Source organism: Georgenia daeguensis (assembly GCF_039537705.1).
Taxonomy (GTDB): Bacteria; Actinomycetota; Actinomycetes; order Actinomycetales; family Actinomycetaceae; genus Georgenia; species Georgenia daeguensis.
On record NZ_BAABBA010000011.1, the window covers coordinates 18,716 to 39,449 of the forward strand.

General features: G+C 74.1%; 15 protein-coding genes. 10 read left to right on the top strand and 5 right to left on the bottom strand.

Going from position 1 to position 20,734, the window contains the following annotated elements:
- Positions 1–58 precede the first annotated feature (58 nt).
- Positions 59–1,072: a LacI family DNA-binding transcriptional regulator gene (locus ABD774_RS12095; RefSeq protein WP_345041452.1), complete on the bottom strand. Its 1,014-nt coding sequence runs from the start codon at positions 1,070–1,072 to the stop codon at positions 59–61.
- Between the two features lie 92 nt (positions 1,073–1,164).
- On the opposite strand from ABD774_RS12095, the gene ABD774_RS12100 reads away from it, so the two are divergent.
- The 10 genes from ABD774_RS12100 to ABD774_RS12145 all read left to right on the top strand — a co-directional run bounded on the left by ABD774_RS12100 (position 1,165) and on the right by ABD774_RS12145 (position 15,115).
- Positions 1,165–2,382, top strand: a complete 1,218-nt coding sequence (locus ABD774_RS12100) for an Nramp family divalent metal transporter (RefSeq protein ID WP_345041454.1) — start codon at positions 1,165–1,167, stop codon at positions 2,380–2,382.
- Complete coding sequence (locus ABD774_RS12105) at positions 2,379–3,428, top strand: NAD-dependent epimerase/dehydratase family protein (protein ID WP_345041456.1); 1,050 nt, start codon at positions 2,379–2,381, stop codon at positions 3,426–3,428. Before ABD774_RS12100 ends, ABD774_RS12105 begins: the two co-directional genes overlap by 4 nt.
- Positions 3,428–4,459: a dihydrodipicolinate synthase family protein gene (locus tag ABD774_RS12110; RefSeq protein WP_345041459.1), complete on the top strand. Its 1,032-nt coding sequence runs from the start codon at positions 3,428–3,430 to the stop codon at positions 4,457–4,459. The genes ABD774_RS12105 and ABD774_RS12110 overlap by 1 nt, the downstream gene beginning before the upstream one ends.
- A gap of 184 nt (positions 4,460–4,643) precedes the next feature.
- Positions 4,644–5,645 (top strand): right-handed parallel beta-helix repeat-containing protein, encoded by a 1,002-nt coding sequence (locus ABD774_RS12115; RefSeq protein WP_345041461.1) that lies wholly within the window; start codon positions 4,644–4,646, stop codon positions 5,643–5,645.
- Between the two features lie 11 nt (positions 5,646–5,656).
- Positions 5,657–8,185, top strand: a complete 2,529-nt coding sequence (locus ABD774_RS12120) for a tachylectin-related carbohydrate-binding protein (protein WP_345041465.1) — start codon at positions 5,657–5,659, stop codon at positions 8,183–8,185.
- Positions 8,182–9,189 carry a hydroxyacid dehydrogenase gene (locus ABD774_RS12125; protein WP_345041467.1) on the top strand — a complete coding sequence of 336 codons (1,008 nt, stop codon included), beginning with the start codon at positions 8,182–8,184 and terminating at the stop codon, positions 9,187–9,189. The genes ABD774_RS12120 and ABD774_RS12125 overlap by 4 nt, the downstream gene beginning before the upstream one ends.
- Position 9,190: 1 nt before the next feature.
- The gene (locus tag ABD774_RS12130; RefSeq protein ID WP_345041470.1) at positions 9,191–10,504 is read left to right on the top strand and encodes an enolase C-terminal domain-like protein; all 1,314 of its coding nucleotides are present in this window, start codon (positions 9,191–9,193) and stop codon (positions 10,502–10,504) included.
- The gene (locus ABD774_RS12135; RefSeq protein ID WP_345041472.1) at positions 10,501–11,493 is read left to right on the top strand and encodes a Gfo/Idh/MocA family protein; all 993 of its coding nucleotides are present in this window, start codon (positions 10,501–10,503) and stop codon (positions 11,491–11,493) included. Before ABD774_RS12130 ends, ABD774_RS12135 begins: the two co-directional genes overlap by 4 nt.
- Complete coding sequence (locus ABD774_RS12140) at positions 11,490–12,539, top strand: Gfo/Idh/MocA family protein (RefSeq protein WP_345041474.1); 1,050 nt, start codon at positions 11,490–11,492, stop codon at positions 12,537–12,539. Before ABD774_RS12135 ends, ABD774_RS12140 begins: the two co-directional genes overlap by 4 nt.
- On the top strand, positions 12,506–15,115 hold the full coding sequence (locus ABD774_RS12145; protein WP_345041476.1) for an NHL repeat-containing protein: 2,610 nt from the start codon (positions 12,506–12,508) through the stop codon (positions 15,113–15,115). The genes ABD774_RS12140 and ABD774_RS12145 overlap by 34 nt, the downstream gene beginning before the upstream one ends.
- Positions 15,116–15,262: 147 nt before the next feature.
- Here the strand turns inward: ABD774_RS12145 and ABD774_RS12150 are convergent, their stop codons facing one another.
- The 4 genes from ABD774_RS12150 to ABD774_RS12165 all read right to left on the bottom strand — a co-directional run bounded on the left by ABD774_RS12150 (position 15,263) and on the right by ABD774_RS12165 (position 20,467).
- A complete protein-coding gene (locus ABD774_RS12150; protein WP_345041478.1) occupies positions 15,263–16,000 on the bottom strand; it encodes an SGNH/GDSL hydrolase family protein in 738 nt (245 codons plus the stop codon).
- On the bottom strand, positions 15,997–17,016 hold the full coding sequence (locus ABD774_RS12155) for a Gfo/Idh/MocA family protein (RefSeq protein ID WP_345041480.1): 1,020 nt from the start codon (positions 17,014–17,016) through the stop codon (positions 15,997–15,999). The genes ABD774_RS12150 and ABD774_RS12155 overlap by 4 nt, the downstream gene beginning before the upstream one ends.
- Positions 17,013–17,873: a Gfo/Idh/MocA family protein gene (locus ABD774_RS12160; protein WP_345041482.1), complete on the bottom strand. Its 861-nt coding sequence runs from the start codon at positions 17,871–17,873 to the stop codon at positions 17,013–17,015. Before ABD774_RS12160 ends, ABD774_RS12155 begins: the two co-directional genes overlap by 4 nt.
- A 179-nt stretch (positions 17,874–18,052) precedes the next feature.
- On the bottom strand, positions 18,053–20,467 hold the full coding sequence (locus ABD774_RS12165; protein WP_345041484.1) for an NHL repeat-containing protein: 2,415 nt from the start codon (positions 20,465–20,467) through the stop codon (positions 18,053–18,055).
- Between the last annotated feature and the right edge of the window lie 267 nt (positions 20,468–20,734).

Sequence of the window (20,734 nt, forward strand, 5' to 3'; positions counted from 1 at the left end):
CGGGCTGCGGGAGGCTCCGCGCGGTGCCGTCCCTGGGCGTGTCCTACCTCGCCGGTAGTCAGCGCCGCGGGGCTGGCCCCGTCGACCCGCGCACGACGAGCTCGGTGCCGAGCTCGCGGACGAGCGCCTGCTCCGGGGCTGACGTCGTCGCCATCTCCAGGGCCGCGGCCCCCATCTGCCGCAGCGGCAGGTGCACGGTGGTCAGCGGCGGCGTGAGGTCGCGGGCGACGGCGATGTCGTTGAACCCGGCTACGGACACCTCGTCCGGCACGGCCCGCCCCGCCTCGCGCAGGTGCGCGAGCGCGCCGATCGCCATCTGGTCCGCGGAGCCGACGACGGCGGTGATGCCCGGGTGGGCGGCCAGGAGATCGGCCGTCCCCTCGTACCCGCCGTCCCGGGTGGGCCGGCCGTGGCGCACGTGGACCACCCCGCCCGCCCGCTCGACCGCCTCGCGCAGGCCCTCGACGCGCTCGAGCGTGGAGGCGACGGCCGCCTCGCCCGCGACGACGCCCACCTCCCGGTGACCCAGCTCCGCCAGGTGCGCGCCGAGCTGGCGCCCGCCCGACCGGTTGTCCACGAGCACCCGGTCGACGTCGAACAGGGGGCTGCCGATCGCCACCACGCGGCCGCCGGCGGCCTCGAAGGACCGGGTGCGCGCGGCCATCGCCGAGATGTAGCGCTCGTCGGTCAGCCCGGACCCGGCGATGATCACGATGCCCGTGCGGTGGGCCTGGAGCAGCCGGAAGTACTCGAGCTCGCGGTCGACGTCGCGGTGGGTGTGGCAGATGGTGACCAGCAGGTGGCGCGCGGCGGCGACCTCCTGGATGCCGTTGACGATCTCCGCGAAGTACGGGTCGTCGACCTCGCCGACGAGGACGCCCACCGTGGCGGGGTTGCCGTGCAGCAGCGCCTGCGCCTGGGCGTTGGGCACGTAGTCCAGCTCCCGTGCGGCCTGCTCCACGCGCTCGCGCAGCTCGGGGGCCACCGGGTAGTCGCTGCCCGACAGCACCCGGGAGGCGGTCGGCGTGGAGACGCCGGCGCGCCGGGCGACGTCTCGCAGGTTCACGGCCATGCGGGAACACTAGCGCGGAGAAACCCCGTTCTTGACCAGGTTCGCCGTCGTGCCTTACCGTCGTGCCAACACGAGAGAAAAGGGTTTCTTCAATGACGAACGCCCAGACATCCACCGACCGTCGCACCCGCATCCCTGGCCGGCTCGGCCCCGCCTTCGTCACCGCGGCGCTCGTCTTCGGCCCCGGGTCGATCACGCTCGCGAGCTCGATGGGTGCCACCTTCGCCTACGACCTCGTCTGGGCCCCGGTCGTCGCCACCGTCCTCATGCTCTGCTTCGTCGACCTCTCGGTCCGCATCGGGCTGACCACCGACGCCGGACCCGTCGCCACCGTGAGCCGGAGGCTCGGCCGCGTCGTCGGCGTGCTCGTCGGCATCGGCGCGTTCCTCGTCGCCGCCTCGTTCCAGGCCGGAAACTCCGCCGGCACGGGAGCGGCCGGCACCGTCCTGCTCGGCGGCAGCACCGCCGTGTACGCCGCCGTGTTCACGTTGCTCGCCGTCGGCTTCCTGTGGCTGCCGTCCTTCTACCGGCACCTCGAGCGCACGATGATCGCGATCATCCTGCTGATGCTGGCGATCTTCGTGCTCACGGCGGTCGTCGCCCGCCCGGACCTGGGCGAGATGCTCGCCGGGCTGGTGCCCTCCTTCCCCGACGGCTCGGCGGCCCTGGTCGTCGGCGTCGTCGCGACGACGTTCTCCGTGGTCGGCGCGTTCTACCAGATCCAGCTCGTGCGGGAGAAGGGGTGGGGGCCGGACGACTACGCCACCGCCCGGCGCGACGCCGTCGTCGGCACCGTCATCCTCGGCCTGCTCTCGGTGGTCATGATGGTCGCTGCCGCCGCCGTGCTGAACCCGGCCGGCGCGACCGTGACCTCGCCGGCGGACATGGCCGGCGTCCTGGAGCCCACCGTCGGGCGGTGGGCCTCCGCCCTCTTCGCCCTCGGCCTGTGGGCGGCCGCCTTCTCCTCCCTGGTCGGCAACAGCACCATCGGCGGCAGCATGCTCGCCGGTGCGCTCGGCATCGAGCGCGGCGGGCTGGCCTCGACCCGGGTGAAGGTGTGCATCACCGTGGTCATGGTCCTCGGCGGGGTCGTCGCCGTCGTCTTCGGGGGCATCCCGGTCCAGCTGATCATGACCGCCCAGGCCGTGACGATCCTCGTCGTCCCCCTCATCGGCGTCGCCCTCGTCATCCTCGCCCGGCACCGCGACCGCGGCGCCCTCGCCATCGGCACGCCCCAGCTCGTGCTGGCCGCCGTCGGCGTCCTCTTCCTGCTCCTGCTCGCCATCAACTACGTGAGGAACCTGCTGTGACGACGACGACGACCACCACCGCCCTGCCCCCCGCGGACGAGGCCGCGCTGGACGACCTGCTCTCCCTCCCCGCGCCCGGCGTCGGCGAGGCGCTCTCGGCCGCCGGCGGCGACGTCGTCCTCCTCGGCGCCGGCGGCAAGATCGGCCCGACCATGGCACGGATGGCCCGCCGGGCCCTCGACGGCGTCGGGTCCGACGCCCGCGTGATCGCCGTCTCCCGCTTCTCCGACGCCGCCGTCGCCGACCAGCTGCGCGCCGAGGGCATCGAGGTGCGCGCCGCGGACCTCTCGGAGCCGGGCTCCTACCGGGACCTGCCGGACGCCGCGGCCATGTTCTACCTCGCCGCCATGAAGTTCGGCACCACCGGCCAGGAGCACCGCACCTGGTGGTCCAACGCGGCCATGCCCGCGATGGTCGCTGACCGGTACCGCGGCGTGCCCTCCGTGGTCTACTCCACCGGGAACGTCTACCCGCTCTCGCCGCTCACCCGCGGCGGGTCGCTCGAGGCGGACGCGCCCGCGCCGGTGGGGGAGTACGCGCAGTCCTGCCTCGCCCGGGAGCGCATCTTCACCAACGCCGCCCACACCTGGGGCACGCCGACGACGATCTTCCGGCTCAACTACGCCTGCGAGCTGCGCTACGGCGTCGTCGCCGACATCGCGGTCAAGATCGCGGCCGGCGAGCCGGTCGACGTGACCATGCCGGCGGTCAACGTCGCCTGGCAGGGCGACGTCAACGCCTGGGCGCTGCGCAGCCTCGAGCTCGCCGCCGTACCGCCGCACGTCCTCAACGCCACCGGTCCGGAGACCGTCTCGGTCCGGCGCCTGGCGACCTGGCTCGCCGAGGACATGGGCGCCGAGGTGACCCTCGTGGGCGAGGAGTCCGCCGACGCGCTCCTCAACGACGCCGCCGAGTGCCACGAGCGCTACGGGTACCCGACCGTGCCGCTGCGCCGGCTCGTGCGCTGGGTGGGGCAGTGGGTGGCCGACGGTGGACGCCAGCTCGGCAAGGCCACCAAGTTCCAGCAGCGGGAGGGCAAGTACTGATGGACGTGCGCACCAGGCTCCGCGCGGGGGTCGTCATCCCCGCGCACCCCCTCGCCCTCGACGACGGCGGGGCGGTCAACTGGCGCTCCCAGCGCGCCCTGACCCGGTACTACATGGCCTCGGGCGCCGACGGCGTGGCCGTCGGCGTGCACACCACCCAGTTCGAGCTCCACCACGACCGCGCCCTCCTCGGCGACGTCTGGCGGCTCGCCGCCGAGGCCGCCGGCGAGCGGGGCGGCGCACCCCTGCTCGTCGCGGGCATCGCCGGGGACACGGTCGACGCCGTCGCGGAGGCCGAGCTCGCCCGCGAGGCCGGCTACCACGCCGCCCTCATGTGCTCCTGGGGGATGACGGAGGTCACCGAGGACGCCCTGCTCGAGCGGGCCCGCGCCGTCGGCGAGGTGCTCCCGACGCTGGGCTTCTACCTGCAGGAGAGCGTCGGCGGGCGCCGGCTCGGGCGCTCGTACTGGCGGGCGCTGTTCGACATCGAGTCGGTGGTGGGGGTCAAGACCGCCCCGTTCGACCGGTACCGCACCAACGACGTCGTCCAGGAGCTCATCGCCCACGACCGGTGGGACGACGTCGCCGTCCTCACCGGCAACGACGACGCGATCGTCCACGACCTCCTCACCCCCTACCGCGCCACCGTGGGCGGCCAGGAGCGGGAGGTGCGCACCACCGGGGGGCTGCTCGGCCAGTGGGCCGTCGGCACCCGGGCCGCGGTCGAGCTGCGCGACCGGGCCCGCGCCGCGGTCGCCGCCGGCACCGTCCCCACGGACCTCCTGGCACTGGCGACCGACCTCGTCGAGGTCAACGGCGCCGTCTTCGACGTCGACCACCACTTCCTGGGGTGCGTTCCCGGCGTCAACGAGGTGCTGCGCCAGCAGGGCCTGGTCGGCACCGCCGACTGCCTCGGCCCGGACGTCCTCTCGCCCGGGCAGTCCGAGCTCATCGCCTCCGTGCGCGAGCGGTTCCCGGACCTGCTCGACGAGGAGTTCGTGGCCGCCAACCGGCACGACTGGCTCGCCTGAGAAGGACGTGTCCGGCCGCGTCGCCCGGGGCGTGGCCGGACCTGCTCCTACGTGTCCGGGGGTTGACATGCAACCGATTGCACGGAACGCTCGTCCCGCACCCGGCCAGGGGCTCGACGCCCCCGGGACGACGCAGATGTCGGGCCCGACAGGGCCGGGACCGAGAAGTTCGAGGGGGAACTCGATGCGCATCTCTAGACTCCTGGCTGCGGGCGCGGTGGCGCTGGCCGCCACGACCGGCACACCCGCGGCGGCCCTCACCGGCCCGGCAGACACGCTCGCCGAGCCGGGACCGGTTGTCCACGTGAGCCCAACGGGAACGAGCACGGGGACCGGGACGGCTGACGACCCGGCCGGCTCGCTGGCCCGGGCCGTGGAGCTCCTGACCGCCGCCGGCGGGACCACCGCGACGATCGTCGTCGGCGAGGGCACGTACCACGAGGCACGCTCGGTCTCCTTCCGTTCGGTGCCCCAGGACGTGGTGACGCTCCGCCCGGCTGAGGCCGGCACCCGACCCATCTTCGACGGCAGCCTCGCCACCGGTGCCAGTCACTACTGGCTGAACACGGCCGGCGGCCCGAGCCTCGACGTCGCCGGACTCGAGGTGCGCGACTACCGCACCGGCGGCATCCGCATGGACACGGACGACAACATCGTGGACGACGTCGTCTTCACCCACCTCGGCAACCGCCACGTCCCCGACGGACCCGGGTACGCCGCCCTCCACCTGCTCGGCTCCTCGGGCAACGTCATCTCCGGCAACGTCTTCGAGAACCTCGAGAACGACAGCTGCCCGGGCTGCATCCACGGCGTCTACGCCGCGAACGGCAGCAGCGACAACCTCGTGGCCGGCAACGTCTTCGACCGCATCATGGGCGACCCCGTGCGGCTGCGCCACGACACGCACGACAACGTCTTCACGCACAACGTCTTCACCCGCTCGGGCGACTATCTCGACGCCGACGGCCGCTGGGCCCACCGGGCCATGGCCTCGTTCTGGCGTTTCCGGGCGGACGAGATCTGCGGGACGGGAAACCGGGTCGACCACAACACCACCGACGGCCGGACGTACTCCGGCGAGGTCGGCCAGCGGATGTTCGGCTCGGGCGCCGAGGAGGGGCTCGAGCGGTGCGCGCTCGCGGTCCTCGGCTCCGACAACGTCGTCGACACGTCCCTGGCCCGATGAGAGGAACAGCGATGAACACGCGCAAACTTCTCGGTGCCGTCACGGCGGCGCTCGCCGTCGTCGTCTCGGCGGCCACCGTCCCGGCCGCCGTGGGCGCGACCACCCCGGCCGCCGGGGAGGCGGCCGAGCTCGCCGACGGGGCGGTCGTGGGGCCGCTGAACGGCGGCTTCGAGGACGGCACCCCGGGGACGGCCATCCCGGGGTGGACCGTCCGCGGCGGCACCGTGGGCGGCGCCGAGGTGGTGACCGACCCGGTCTTCTCCGGGGCGCAGGCCGCGCGCCTCGTCGACCCGGAGGACACCCGCTCCTACGGCCTGATGAGCGACAGGTTCGCGGTCGCGGCCGGGCACGCCTATCAGGTCTCCCTCCAGGCGCTCGTGGAATCGGGCGCCCCGACCGTCTACCTGTACTTCTACGACGCGGCCGGCACCCAGGTGGGCGTGGAGTGGACGCACTTCACCGCCCAGCCCGTGGGGGAGTGGGCGCCGCTCGCCGTCGACGCCACGGCCCCCGAGGGAGCCGTCAGCGCGGCCGCGTACGTCTACTCCACGATCCCGCGGATGACGAGCGTCGTCGTGGACGACGTCGTCGTCACCCACGAGCACGGGCCCCTCGACGTCACCGACCTCGGCCCGGCGTTCTACAGCCCCAACGCCCGCATCGCGGAGACCGACGTCCTCGCCGACGGCACCCCGGTCGCCTACGTCTTCTCCGACGGGCAGCCGGTGAGCCTCAACGTCGTCGACCTGCGCACCGGCGAGCTCCTCGACAGCCACGACATGACCGGCTACTCCGTCGCCTCCGCCATCGAGGTCGCCGAGGACGACACCGTGTACTTCAGCGTGCGTGCCCCCAACGACGGGTCCCTGTGGAGCTACGACCCCCAGGACCGGCAGGTCGAGAAGCTCGCCAGCCGCATCGCCGGCGAGGCGCTGCTGCGCAACTTCGTCATCGACGGCAACACGCTCTACGGCAGCACCTACCCGAACGCCAAGGTCTACTCCTACGACCTGACCACCGGGGAGGTCCGCGACTACGGCAGCGTCACGGACGACGGCGACTACGCCTGGGGCTTCGACCTCGTCGACGGCGAGCTGTGGGTGGGCACCGGCACCACGCCGCACCTGTTCCGCCTCGACCCCGTCACCGGGGAGCGCGTCGAGGTGCCGCTGCCGCCCGCCGTCGCCGAGGAGGCCGACTTCATCACCCGCGTGGAGCAGCACGGCGACCTGGTTCTCATCAGCTACTCGCCCGCCGGCGAGGACAACACCGCCGTCTACGACCTGACCACCGGGCAGTGGCTCGACCCGTTCGCCGAGGTGACGGGGCAGTGGAGCGAGACGGAGCTCGACGGCCGCATGTTCTACACCAGCGCCAGCGGCGTCCACGCGTTCGACCTCGCGACCCGGACGACGCAGGACATCGGGTGGGCGGCCGGGCCGCTCGCGGCCGAGCTCGAGGGCACGAACGACCTCTCCCTGCTCCCGATCGGGACGGCCGAGCTCCCCGGGCAGGCCCTCGTGGGCGTCCGCGTCGACGGCCGGGTGTGGCGGTACGACCCGGCCACCGGCACCGGCGACGTGCTCACGCCCGGCATCAAGGGCGCACCGGCCACCGTCCACTCCGTCGGTCACGGCGCCGACGGCGACATCTACTTCGGCGCCTACCTCAGCGCCGGCGTCATGGCGCGGGTGGACACCGACGCCGGCACGGTCGAGCAGCTCACCGGCCCGAAGCAGGCGGACAGCATCGTCGCGCACCACAACCGCACGGTCGTCGGCAGCTACCCGGGGGCCGACTTCCACGTCGCCAAGCCGAACGAGCCGTGGGAGTGGGGGACCAACCCCTCCTTCCTCCTCGGCCTCGGCCGCTCCGGCACCTACGGCCAGGACCGGCCGCTGACCATGGTCTCCGCCGGCGGCCGCGTCGCCGCAGGGACCGTGCCCAACTACGGCGAGCTCGGCGGTGCGCTGACGTTCTTCAACACCGACAGCGGCAGGTCCGACGTCTTCCGCAACGTGGTCCAGGACCAGAGCGTCGTCGCCCTGGCCTACCGGGACGGGCTGGTCATCGGTGGCACCAGCATCCACGGCGGCCTGTCCTCGACGCCGACGCAGACCCAGGCGGAGCTGTTCGTCTGGGACGCGGAGGAGGACCGGCTCGTCACCTCGCAGGTGGTGGTCGAGGGCGCCGAGGTGATCCACGCGCTCGCCTTCGACGCCGACGGCCGCCTCTGGGGCCTGGCCGGTAACGGGGTGCTCTTCGAGTACGACCTGACCACGAACGAGGTGGTGCGCCGGGTCCAGACCCCGGCACGGGCGGGCAACACGTGGGGCCGGCTCAGCGAGCTCTACCTCCACCCGGACGGGCGACTCTACGGCAACGCCGACGGGCGCCTGTTCCGGTTCGACCCCGACACCGAGCGCTTCACGACACTGATCACCGGCTCGGCGCGCAACTCCGCCGTGGCCCCGGACGGCAGCATCTACTTCGCCGACGAGACCAACGTCTACCGCCTGCACCCAGAAGGAGACCGATGACCCACCCGTCCGTGTACGTGGCCGTGCGGCCCGACGAGTTCGAGACCCTCTTCGGCGGGGAGCCGGCGCGCCGGCTCGCCGAGCTCGCCGACGTCGAGCTGGCCACGGCGACGACCGGCAAGGTTCCGGTGCCCGACGACGTCGCCGAGCGGCACGACGTCCTGATCACCTCGTGGAGCACCGAGCCGTTCCCCCAGGAACGGCTGCACGGGCCGCGAATGCGCCTGGCCGTCCACGCCGCCGGGTCGGTGCGCGGGCTCTTCGCCCGGGAGAGCCTCGGCAACGGGCTCCGGCTGGCCCAGGCCGGCGCGGACGGCATGGCGGTCGCCGTGGCCGAGATGGCCGTCACCCTCGCGCTCGTGGTGCTGCGCAACGTCCACCAGCACGACCGCGCCCTGCAGGCCACCCGCGACTGGGCGGCCGGGGGCAGCGGACGCCTCGGCCGGTCGGTGCACGCCCAGCGCATCGGGATCGTGGGCCTCAGCCGGGTCGGCCGGCAGTACGCGCAGATGATGCGCGGCCTCGGTGCCACCCGGATCGCCGCGTACGACCCCTACGCGGACCCCGCGGCGGCCGCCGACCTCGGCGTGCGCCTCGTCGACCTCGACGAGCTCGTCGCCACCAGCGACGTGCTCTCCGTCCACGGCCCGTCCACGCCGGAGACCCACCGGATGATCGGCGCGGCCCAGCTCGCGGCCCTGCCCGACGGCGCCGTCGTCGTCAACACCGCCCGGTCGTGGCTGGTCGACGAGGACGCCCTCGTCGCCGAGCTGCGCACGGGCCGGATCAGCGCCGGGCTCGACGTCTTCGACGCCGAGCCGCTGCCGGCCGACAGCCCGTTCTACGGCCTGGACAACGCCGTGATCGTCCCGCACGTCGCCGGCGGCACCGTGGAGGCGCGGCGCCGGCAGGGGGAGATCGCCGTCGGGGAGATCGCCCGGTTCCTCGCCGGCGAGGAGCTGACCGGCGAGGTCACCGCCGAGATCTACGACCGGCTGGCCTGACGTGCCGGTCACCGACGTCACGGTCTCCGCCACGGCCGTCCGCTTCCGGACGGTCCGCCTGGACCATCCCTTCGTCATCAGCGGGCGGCCGATCGACGCCTTCACCGTCGCGGAGGTGGACGCCACGGTCACCGGTGCGGGCGGGCGGACCGCCACCGGCACCGGCGCGACCGTGCTCTCGGTGCCGTGGGCGTGGCCGGAGTCCACCCTCGACCCGGCGGGCCGCGACGCCGTGCTGCGGGCCCTGACCGAGGAGCTCGCCGCCGCCGTGGTCGGCCTCGGCCCGGCCGACCCCGTCGAGCTGTGGCGCCACCTCGAGGCGGGGCTCGCCGCCCGGCTCCGCGCGCGAACCGGCCGGCCGCCGGTCCCGCGGCTCGCCGGGCACCTGGCGCTCGGCGCCGTCGACAACGCGGTGCACGACGCCTGGGCCCGGGCCGCCGGCCTGCCGGCGACGGCGATGTACGGGCCGGACCACCTCGCCCGTGACCTGGGCTGGCTCGACGCCTCGCTGGCCGGGCACCTGCCCGGCGCACACCTCGTCGCCCCGGCCGCGCACCTGCCCGTCCAGCACGTCGTCGGCCTGGGGGACCCGCTCACCGACGACGACGCCCGGGAGAACGGCGCCCGTTCCCTGACCGCGTGGCTGGCCGCCGAGGGCATCCGGTCTCTCAAGGTCAAGGTCGCCGGGGCCGACCCGGCCGACGACGCCCGCCGGGTCGCGGCCGTCCACGCCGCCGCGGCGTCCGCCGTCGGGCCGGTGGAGATCTCGCTGGACCCCAACGAGGGCTACGCGGACCTCGGGGCCGCGCTCGAGATGCTCGACGCCCTGGCCGCGGACGCTCCGGAGGCCGCCGCGTCCCTGACCTACCTCGAGCAGCCGGTGCCCCGGGACGCCGAGCCCGACCCGGCGGCCGTGCGGCGCCTGACCGCCCGGGTCCCGGCACTTCTGGACGAGGCGTTCACCGACGTCGCCGCCCTGCCCGCGGTGCGGGAGCAGGGCTGGTCCGGCGTCGTCGTCAAGGCTGCCAAGGGCCAGACGCCGGCGCTGCTGGCCCACACGTACGCCCAGGTCAACGGCCTCGCGGTCACCGTGCAGGACCTCACCGCCGTCGGGCTCGCGCTGGCCCACTCGGCCCGGCTGGCGGCGTCGCTGCGCCGCACCTGGGACCACCTCGAGTACAACTCCCGCCAGTACGCGCCCGCGGCCAACGCCGACCTCGCGGCCCGGGCCCCCGATCTCGTGGCCGTCGGCGACGGCCGCGTCCGACCGCCCCACGCCCGAGTGCCGGGGCTCTACCAGCTGGAGCACGCGTGACATCTAAGGTCGGCCTCGTCGGGGCCGGGAGCATCACCACGGCGCACCTGCCGGCATGGCTGGAGCTCGGCGCCGACGTGCGCATCCACTCCCACCACGGCGCCGAGGCGCTCGCGGCCGCGTACGGAGGCACGGTCGCGGAGACGTTCGACGAGCTGCTCGCCACCTGCGACGTGCTCGACGTCTGCACCCCCACGCCCGCGCACCGGACCTACGCCGAGGCGGCGCTGCAGGCCGGCCTGCACGTCGTCGCGGAGAAGCCGCTGGCCCGCACGCACGAGGACGCCGCCCATCTCGCCACCCTCGCGGCGGCCGGGCCGAGCCAGCTCTACCCGGCGCACGTGGTGCGGTTCTTCCCCCAGTACGAGCGCCTCGCCTCCGCCGTGGCCACCGGGCACGTCGGCCGGCCCGCGGTGCTGCGGTTCACCCGCACCGGGGCCTACCCGCGCTGGGCCGACTGGTTCGCCGACCCCGCCCAGTCCGGGGGCGTCGTCATGGACCTGATGGTCCACGACCTCGACATCGCCCGCTGGGTCGCCGGCGATGTCACCGAGGTCTACGCCACCCTCGCGACGGGGGAGGGCGACGACGGCGGGGAGGTGGCCACCGCCCACGCCGTGCTGACCCACGCGAGCGGGGCCGTCAGCCACGTGCGCGGGGTCTGGGGGCCGCCGACGACGACGTTCGCGACGTCCTTCCACGTGGCCGGCGAGGACGGGGTGCTCGAGTGGCGCTCCACCGACCCCGGCGCGCTGCGCCTCGACCTGGGCGACGCGCCCGCGGGAGGGGAGCGGCGCCCCGCCACTGACATGTTCGAGAGCCCGTACCTCACCGAGCTGCGCGAGTTCGCCGCCGCCTTCACGGGCGGGCCGGAGCCCCGGGTCAGCGCGGCCGACGGGGTGGTCGCCGTCGACATGGCCCTGGCCGCCATCGAGTCGATCGCCACGGGCGAGCCGGTGCCCTTCACGACCTGGCAGGTGGGCTCGTGAGCCGGACCCGCGTGGGGGTGCTGTCCTTCGCCCACGTCCACGCCGTCGGGTACGTCGAGGTCCTTTCCGCCCGTCCGGACGTCGAGCTGCTCACGGCGGACCCCGACGCCGCCTCCGCGCCGCCGGGGGAGCTCCGCGGCGCGGCGCTGGCCGCGTCCCTAGGAGCCCCGTACGTCGACAGCCTGGACGAGCTGCTGGCCTGGGGGCCGGACGCCGTCGTCGTGTGCACGGAGAACGCGCGCCACCGCGACGCGGTCGAGCGTCTGGCCGCCGCCGGTGTCCACGTCCTGTGCGAGAAGCCCCTGGCGACCACGGTGGAGGACGCCGAGGCGATGGTGGCCGCCTGCCGCGCCGCCGGCGTCTACCTCATGACCGCCTACCCCACCCGGTTCGCGCCGTCCTACCGGGCGCTGCGCGGGCTGGTCCGTGACGGCGCGCTGGGGCAGGTGCTGACCGCCACGGGGACCAACAACGGGCAGCTGCCCGCCGGGCGGGCGTGGTTCTCCGACCCCGCGCTCGCGGGCGGCGGGGCGCTGGTGGACCACGTCGTGCACGTCACCGACCTGCTCGACGACCTCCTCGGGCTGCCCGTTCGGCGGGTGCGCGCGGTCGTGAACGAGATCCTCCATCCCGGCGCCGGGGTGGAGACGGGTGGGCTCGTCTGCCTCAGCTACGACGGCGGGATCGAGGTCGCGCTCGACTGCTCGTGGAGCCAGCCCGCGCACGCGCCCACCTGGGGCGGCCTGACGCTGGAGGTGGTGGGCACCCGGGGCCTCGCGTCGATCGCCCCGTTCGACGACCGCGTCGGCGGCTTCGACGAGCGCGCCCGCAACACCACGTGGCTGCCCTACGGCGCCAACCTCGACGCGCTGATGATCGACCACTTCCTCGCCGGCGTCCGCGCGGGCGCCCGGCCCCAGCCCGACGGCGAGGCGGGCCTGCGCACGGTCCGCGTGGTCGCTGCCGCTCAGGAGTCGGCCCGCACGGGCCGGCCCGTCGACCTGGAGGAGACATGGAACTTGCTCGACGCACCGTCCGTGCGGTGAGCGTCCTCGCCGCCGCGCTGGTAGGGCTGACCGCCGCACTCGTGGCCGTCCCGGCCTCGCGGGCGACCGGCCCGGCCGGCGCGACCGACGCGCCGGCGCTCGCCGTCACCGAGCCTTCCGGCGCGACCGACCCGCTCGCCGTCGCCGACCCGCCGACGCCCGCAGCGTCGGACCCGTCCGGTCTGGCGGCGACGGACCCGTCCCTCGAGCCCGGCGGCACGGTCACGGAGCTCGGCATGCCGATCGTCGGCGGCCAGACCTCGCCCGACCTCGCGTACGGGCACGGCCCCGACGGCGAGCCCCAGATCTACTTCTTCTTCAACGGGTCCGCCACGGTCCGCTCGCAGTTCGCCGTGCTCGACGTGCGCAGCCAGAAGGTCGTCTTCCACCAGCGGGTGCCGCGCGGCAGCTCCACGTGGGGCGTCGACTTCTCCCAGGCCGACGGCTCGGCGTACTTCGCCACCGCCGACACAGGAGACCTGTACCGGTACGTCCCCGGAACCACCGAGATCGAGCACCTCGGCCGCCCGGCCCCGGGCCTCGTGGCCTGGTCGCTCCTGGTCGACCCGTCCGGCGTCGTCTGGATGGGGACCTACCCGGAGGCCCGGGTCGTCAGCTATGACCCAGCCACCGGCGCCACGCGCGACTACGGGCGGATGTCTGGCAGCAGGGAGTACATCAGCGCCCTGGAGTGGCACGACGGCGCGGTCTATGCCGGCCTGAAGTCGCCGAACGCACTCGTCCGGCTGGACCCCGTCAGCGGCGAGACCCGGACGGTCGACCTCGGGGCGGAATGGGGGCCGGCCTACACCGGCGTGCGCGACCTCCACTCGCGAGGCGACTACCTCCTCGTGGCGCTGGAGGCCTCGGCGTCGGAGGTCCTCCTCTTCTACAACCCCGCCACAGGCATGGTCGAGCACGCCGACCCGGATTATCGCGGCCGGGAGGTCTCCCAGCTCGCGCCCGACGGGGTGTCGGTCTACTACCGGTCGATGAACGGGCGTACCTCGGGCGCGGCGCAGATCGTCCGCTACGACCTCACCGCCAAGCGCGTCGCCCGGGCGGTGCCGTGGGCGCCGAACGCCGTCGCCAACGTCCTCGACTTCGTCAACATGGGGCCGGGCGCGGCGCCCGGCGAGCACCTTGTGATGTGCGCCTACCAGGGACGGTGCTACACCCGGTCGCTGTCGTCCACCGAGGGCACCTACGTCGACATCACCAACCAGATCGAGCCGACCGGCGCCCGGATCATCCGCACGCAGGTCGGCCCGGACGACAAGGTGTATTTCTCCGGCTACCTGTCACCGCCCGGCATGGGGCAGTGGGACCCGGAGACCGAGCGGTTCGCGCTGCTGGGCGGCACCGGGCAGCTCGAGGGCATCGGCACGTTCGGCGACGACCTCGTCCTGGGGCGCTATCCCGGTGCCGGCCTGATGACCTGGGACCCGGACGAGCCGTGGCCCGGCGGGTCCTTCGTCTACCCGGCCCGGGCGGACCAGCAGGACCGGCCGATGGACTTCCTCGACCTCGGCGACTCCGTGCTCGCCGCCACGACGCCGACCGCCCAGAACCACGGCGGGGCGCTCGTGCGGTGGGACGGCCGGTCGGGGACGGCGGAGGTGTACCGCGACCTCGTCCCCGGCCACACCCCGATCACCCTCGCCGAGGCGGGTGGGCTGGTCTGGGCGGGCACCTCGCGCCACGGCGGCTACGGCATCGGCCCGGTCGACGGCTCGGCGCAGCTCTTCGCGTGGGACCCTGAGACCGGCGAGGTGGGGCACACGATGACCGTCGTCGAGGGCGCGCTCAGCGTGAACGGGCTGGCGGTGGACCCCGAGGACGGAACGATCTGGGGGCTGGTGCGCGGTTCCGTCTTTCACGTCGACCCCGAGTCCCGCGAGGTCCTGTCGGTGACGAGGCTGTACGAGGAGAACTGGACCGGCTCGCAGTTCCAGGAGGAGTTCGACCTGAGGTTCGACGACGAGGGGCGCCTCTTCGGCCTCTCCGAGGGCCGGCTCTTCCACCTCGACACGACCACGCTCCGGGCGCGAACTCTCGTTGCCGAGGCGCATGGGTTTGACGTCGCCGAAGGCAGCGTCTACTTCACGGTCGACTCCACGGCGTACCGCTACGACCTGCCCGCGAACCTCGGTGAGCCGGCCTGCGACACGACCGTCAGCGGGCACCACCCCGGTCCGGTCGCCACCGAGACCGGGACAACCTGCCTTGTCGGCGCCATCGTGAGCGGCCCGGTCACCGTGGCGGCGGGTGCCACTCTGGTGGTCGACGGCGGCACCCTCCACGGTGGGATCAGTGCCGACGGTGCCGCCGAGATCGTCGTCGCGGGCGCGACCGTATCCGGCGGGCTGCACGCCACCGGCACCACCGGGCTCGTCAGCGTGGTCGACTCGCGGGTGAACGGGGCGGTGGACCTGCTGGGCTCGCGCGCGACGCTCGTCGCGGGATCGACTATCACCGGGCCGGTCACCTGCTCTGGACCGGAGCCGACCGAGGACGGCCGCCCGAGCGACGTCATCGGCCCAGTGGGCGAGGCCTGCGGCGACCTGCGGCGTTGACACCTGGGGTCACGGATCCGGTCGGACCCCTGGGCACGGCAAGTCCGCGCTGTCAGCAATTCATGACATCTGGGCGAGGACTTGACGTGTCGGCGGGGCCCAGACGTCTCGGCGAGAAGTTGACGTCTCACCGGGAGGGGGCTGGGGCTACGGGAGGGTCAGGCGGCCCGTGCGGCTCTCCGGGTCCCAGATGCCGAACGTCTCGATGAGGGTGCGGGCCATGGCGCGGTGGCCGTAGGCGTTGGGGTGGCAGCCGTGGCCGAGCCAGTGGAACGTCGTGTCCGTCGGCGTCGCCTCCCAGACCGCGAGGTGGTCCACGAGCACGAGGTCGAGCTCCTCCGCGATCGCCCGGATCTCCGCGGCGTACGCGTCGACGTGGTCCAGCACGTGCACCGGTGAGGTGGGCAGGGAGCCGTTGGGCGTCTGCACGACCACGAGGGCGCCGGCGTCCCGGAGCCGGGCGACGACGTCGCGGTACGTGCGCCCGAACTCCGCGACGCCGTCGGCGCCGCCCTTGGTGTCGTTCAGGCCGGTGCCGATGACGACGACGTCGGGGGAGTAGCGCAGGCACACGACGTCCAGCTGCTCGGCGAGGTCGCCCACGCGCCAGCCGCTGACCGCCGTGTCGATCACGCCGTCGCGGGTGCGCCCGATCTCGCGCAGCCGCTCGTGGAACAGCTCGGCGTGCCCGCGGCCGCCCCAGGTGTGCCAGCTCGCCGCCGTGACGGAGTCGCCGATGAAGGACCAGACGAGCGGCTCGGCCGCGTCCAGCACCGCGGCCGCGGCCGGCACGGCGGCGACCGTGGGGGCACCGCCCGGGTGCACGGCGACGGGCGGCGCCCCGGCGGCGGCGCCGGGCTGGGCCACGATGCCGGCCGCGGTCACCGGGCCACCTGCGCCGCCGCGGCGGGAGCCACCGGGCGTCCGGTCCGGGCGGAGGTGTACACGGCCTCCACGAACGCCACCGCCGCGCGGGCCTGCGCACCGGTGACCAGGGGCTCCCGCCCTGTCCGGACCGCGTCGACGAAGTCGTGCAGCTGCGCGAGCTGCTGGTCCACCGGCTCGAGCTCCGGCACGCCGACGCCGTCGCGAGAATCCAGCCGGACGATCCGCTCGGACTCGGTGACCACGTGCCCGCCGTCGCCCATGACGGCCATCCGGATGGGCAGGTCCCCGTGCGCCGTCGTCGTCGCGAGGAAGGTGAGCAGGGCGCCGGAACTCATCCGCGCCGTGATCGTCACCGTGTCCTCGACCTCGATGCGCTCGTGGGCGAGCAGGCCGGCGTGGGCGTAGACCTCCTCGACCTCGCCGAGCAGCCACAGGGCCAGGTCGACCAGGTGGATGCCCTGGTTCATCAGCGCGCCGCCGCCGTCGAGCGCCCACGTGCCGCGCCACGCCCCGGACTCGTAGTACTCCTGGCTGCGCCACAGCGCGATCTCCACCGTGGCCGCCGTGATTCTCCCGAGCGTGCCCTCGCGGATCATGCGGTGGATCAGCTGGTTCTCGGGCGCGAACCGGCGCTGGCTCACGACCGACAGTGTGCGGCCCGAGCGGGCCTCGGCCGCAAGGATCGCGTCCGCCGCCTCGACGGTGACCTCGATCGGCTTCTCGAGCAGGACGTGCTTGCCCGCGTCGAGCGCGGCGACGGCGACCTCGGCGTGCAGCCCCGAGGGGACGGCGACGACGACCGCCTCGACGTCCGGGCGCGCCAGCAGCTCGTCGACCGAGCCGGCGGCCTCGGTCCCGTGCTCGGCCGCGAGCACGGCGGCCGCCTGCGGGTCGGCGTCGGCGACGCCCACCAGCTCGGCGGGCGCCCGCCCGGAGAGCAAACGGGCGACGTGGGCGCGGCCGATGGTGCCGACGCCGATGACGCCGGTGCGCAGCGGTGCGGGAGTGCTCATCGGTGGTCCTTTCCCAGGGCGTGGACGACTGACTCGAGGACGGCGACGGGAGCCAGGAGGGCGCCGTCGTCCGGGGCGGTGCCCCCCTCGGCCGCGGCGATGAAGCGGGCCAGCGCGGGGGCGTTGTAGTCGGGCCCGAGCGTGAGCTCGCGGGCGACGACGGAGCCCGGGCGCACGACCGTGGCGTGGAACGGCGCCCGGTGGGTGTCGGTCGGGGTGACGAACGTCAGCGTCACGGCGGCGCCGCCGATCCAGGTGCTGGCGACGGTCGTGTCCCCGTGACGGACCGCGGTGACGTCAAGGCTGCCCGCGGCGACGGCGGGGTTGCCGAGGATCTCCAGGGCGGCCTCGACGTGGTGGATGCCGTAGAAGAACAGGCCAGAGTGCTCGCTGTCCGGGTCGGCCGGGCCGACGACGTGCACGGCCCGCACCGGCCCCGCCTCGCCGTCGCGGAGGTCGGGCATCTCGGGGACGAAGCGCAGCGCCGAGCACGAGACCAGCGGGGCCCCGCTGCGGCCCGCGACCTCGAGGAGCGCCTCGGCGTCCGCCGTCGTCGTGGCCAGCGGCTTGTCCACGAGCACGGGCACGCCGGCCTCCAGGAGCGGGAGCGCCTGCTCGCGGTGCCGGGCGCCGTCGCGGGTGGAGACGATGGCGGCGTCGACCCGGCCGAGAAGGTCGGCCGGGTCCTCGACGACGACGTCCACGCCGTATGTCTCGGCCAGCTGGTTGTTTCGCGGGCCGGACCCGCCGGCCAGTGCGGTGCCCCGGAAGCCGGGGTGGCGCGCCTCGGTGTTGAGCAGGCGCAGGAAATGGTCGGTATGGGAGTTCTCGGTGCCGATGAATCCGATGCGTCTCACGTCGTCGTCCTCGCGGTCGGGTGGCCCTGGTCGTCATGGCGGCGGGGCGCCACCAGCCTATCTGCAATCGGTTGCACCACGTCAAGCCGCCCCGCGAGGCGGCTCGAGAATGCCCTAACTGCTCGTCGAGCGTGCCGGACGGGCACTTAGGGCATTCTCGGCGCGGGTGGTGAGCGGCCTCACCAGCCGGCGCACTGCCCCCGCGTGGGCCCGGAGATCTCGGAGGGTGCGCCCTCGTCGGTCGGGGCGAAGGCGTTGCCCGTGCAGTCGAGCGGACCGTCGACCGTCAGCCCGGCGAGCGCCACCCGCCCGGTCGTCCCGGTCACCTCGACCGGTCCACCCACCCGGGTCGAGCGCAGCGCGACCGACTCCGCGCCGGCGGCGCGCACCGGCCCGTCCACGACCGAGCGCTCCACGACCACCGCCGCGCCGGGGCCGACCCGCAGCGGCCCGGCCACGTGCGCCTCCTCGAGGCAGGTGGTGCCGGCCGAGACGGTCAGCGGCCCCTCGTGGTACCCGCTCACCGTCCGGTCGCACGCGCCGGGCAGGTCGTATCGCGCCACGTTCGTCTCGTCGGTCTGCCACACGTCCCCGTGGGCGACGGCGGAGTTCCGCGCCCCGCTCTCGCGCAACATCTCGACCGAGAGGTCGGCCGGGTCGATCCGCAGCAGCTTGTCCGCGACCGAGCCGTAGAGCTGCCCGTCGAGCGGGTTGTAGCCCAGGTCGCTCTGGTCGCCCCAGATGTTGGCGTTCCGGATCCCCGTCTGGACCGACCGCACGACGTCGTGGCTGGCGGTGTCGTACTCGAACAGCACGCCGTTGTCCGTCATGCCGAAGATCCGCCCCACGCCGTCGGCGACGAGCGCGTGGATCACCGTGGCCCCCTCGACGACCGGGCCGCTCGCAACGAGGGAGTCGGATGCGACGTCCCAGGCGAAGACCTCGGCGGTGGTCTGCGTGGGGACGGAGGACAGGCCGCCGTGGATCGACGTGCCGGCGTAGACCACCCCGTCCGCGTAGGCGAGGGAGGCGATGCTCTGGTCCTCGACGACGTCCCGGTGCAGCGAGTGGGCGCCGGTCTCCGGGTCGAAGAGGGTCAGCGCGCCGCCGAGCTCGCCGTAGTTGGCGATCGTGCCGGCGGCGACGACGTCGCCCGCCGAGACGAGGCTGCGCGGCCGGTCCTGGCCCGTGGCGGCGCGGCCGAGGGTGAGGACGTGGGCGGGGTTGACGCCCCACTCCCACGGCTCGCCGGCCCGGGCCGCGTGGAACACGGCCTCCGGGTAGCTGCCGATGACCGTGAGGTCGCCGTGGGCGGCGATCGAGTCGGCCTGCTCCGGGCCCTCGAGCTGCTCGACCGCGCCCGTCGCCGGGTCGACGCGCGCCATGACTCCCGGGCTGAGGTACGCGCCCACGTAGACCTGCCCGTCGCCGCCCTCGCCGATCGACATCGTCGTCACCGGCGAGCCGATGGCCGGGGCCGCGAGGACGTCGCCGTGGCCGGTGGCGACGTTCTGGCGCCAGATCCGGCCGTCGGTGCGGACGCCCACCACCGTGTGTCCCGGGAACTCCGGGGTTCCAAGCTCGGCCAGGAAGAGCCGGGAGGTGCCCGCCGTGACGCCCTCCACGGTCGGTGCCAGCTCGAGCGCACGGGACGTGCGGGCGGCGACATCGTAGCCCTGGACCCCGTTGCCGGCGTCGAGGTAGTAGAAGGTGCCGTGCACGGAGGCCTCCGTGGAGTTCCACAGCCCGTTGACGACGAGCTCGTCGACGACGGCCGCCGAGCGGTCCACGACCGTGACGGTGGCGCCGTCGACGGCGCGGTGGGAGAGGAACCGCAGGTCGCCGTGCGTCTCGATGCGCTGGATGAACCCTCCGCGGGCGGCCACGGCGGGCGGCAGGGGGAGCGGGGTGGTGGCGCCGTCGGCGGGGTCGACGTCGTAGAGCTGGGCCGGGGTGCCGGCGCCCACCCACACGTCTCCGCCGTCGGCCTCAAGGCCCCACGCGTAGTCGCCGGTCGCGGCGACGCGCCCGTACTCGGTGAGCTCGCCGGTGGTGAGGTCGAGGGCGTAGAGCTCGGCGTTCGGGAAGGTGGTGCCGTAGAGGGTCGTGCCGTCGACGTCGATCGTGCGCAGCATCTGCTCGCCCGCGACGCCCGAGGCGATCCGCGTGAGCTTCTCCGCGGCCGGGTCGTAGCTCCACAGCGTGCCGTCGTTCGGGCTGCGGACGCTGAGGTAGACCGTGTCGTCCGCCGCGACGTCGATCGCCGAGGCCACCGAGTACGGCGGCATCTCGTGGCTGTCGAGCACCGCGCCCGAGCGCAGGTCGACGACGTTGAAGCTCACCGGCTCACCGTCGGAGAACAGGTAGGCCACCGGCGTGCCGTCCGTCAGGACGTCCACGTCGGAGAGGCGCACGTTCGGTGCGCGCATCGCGACGCCGAGGTCCTCGAACGTCCCCTCCGCCGGTGGGGGTGGCGCGGGAGCCTCGGCGGGCGTGACGCCGCCCGCGGCCGGGGTGAGCGCCAGGGTGGCGAGCCCGAGCGCCGCACCGAGCGCGGTGGCTGACCATGCGCGGGGACGAGGACGAGATGACATGAGCACTCCTTCGTGATCGCGTGGTGGCCGCGCCCACCCCCTGCCGGGGCGCTGGCCTGTCGCTCGGCGGGACGGGTGGCGGGCGTTCCCGCCCAGCTCGTGTCGTCACTGCAAGCGATTGCAGGAAACGTAGCGCAAGCGCGGCGGAACCTCCAGGCCGATATTCCGGTCGGGCTCTTGACGCCAGGCCCTGGGGTCAATACCTTCTAAGCGCGCCAAGAAAAGCCTTTCTCACAGCCACGCCAACGACGGCAATGCTGCGGCGGC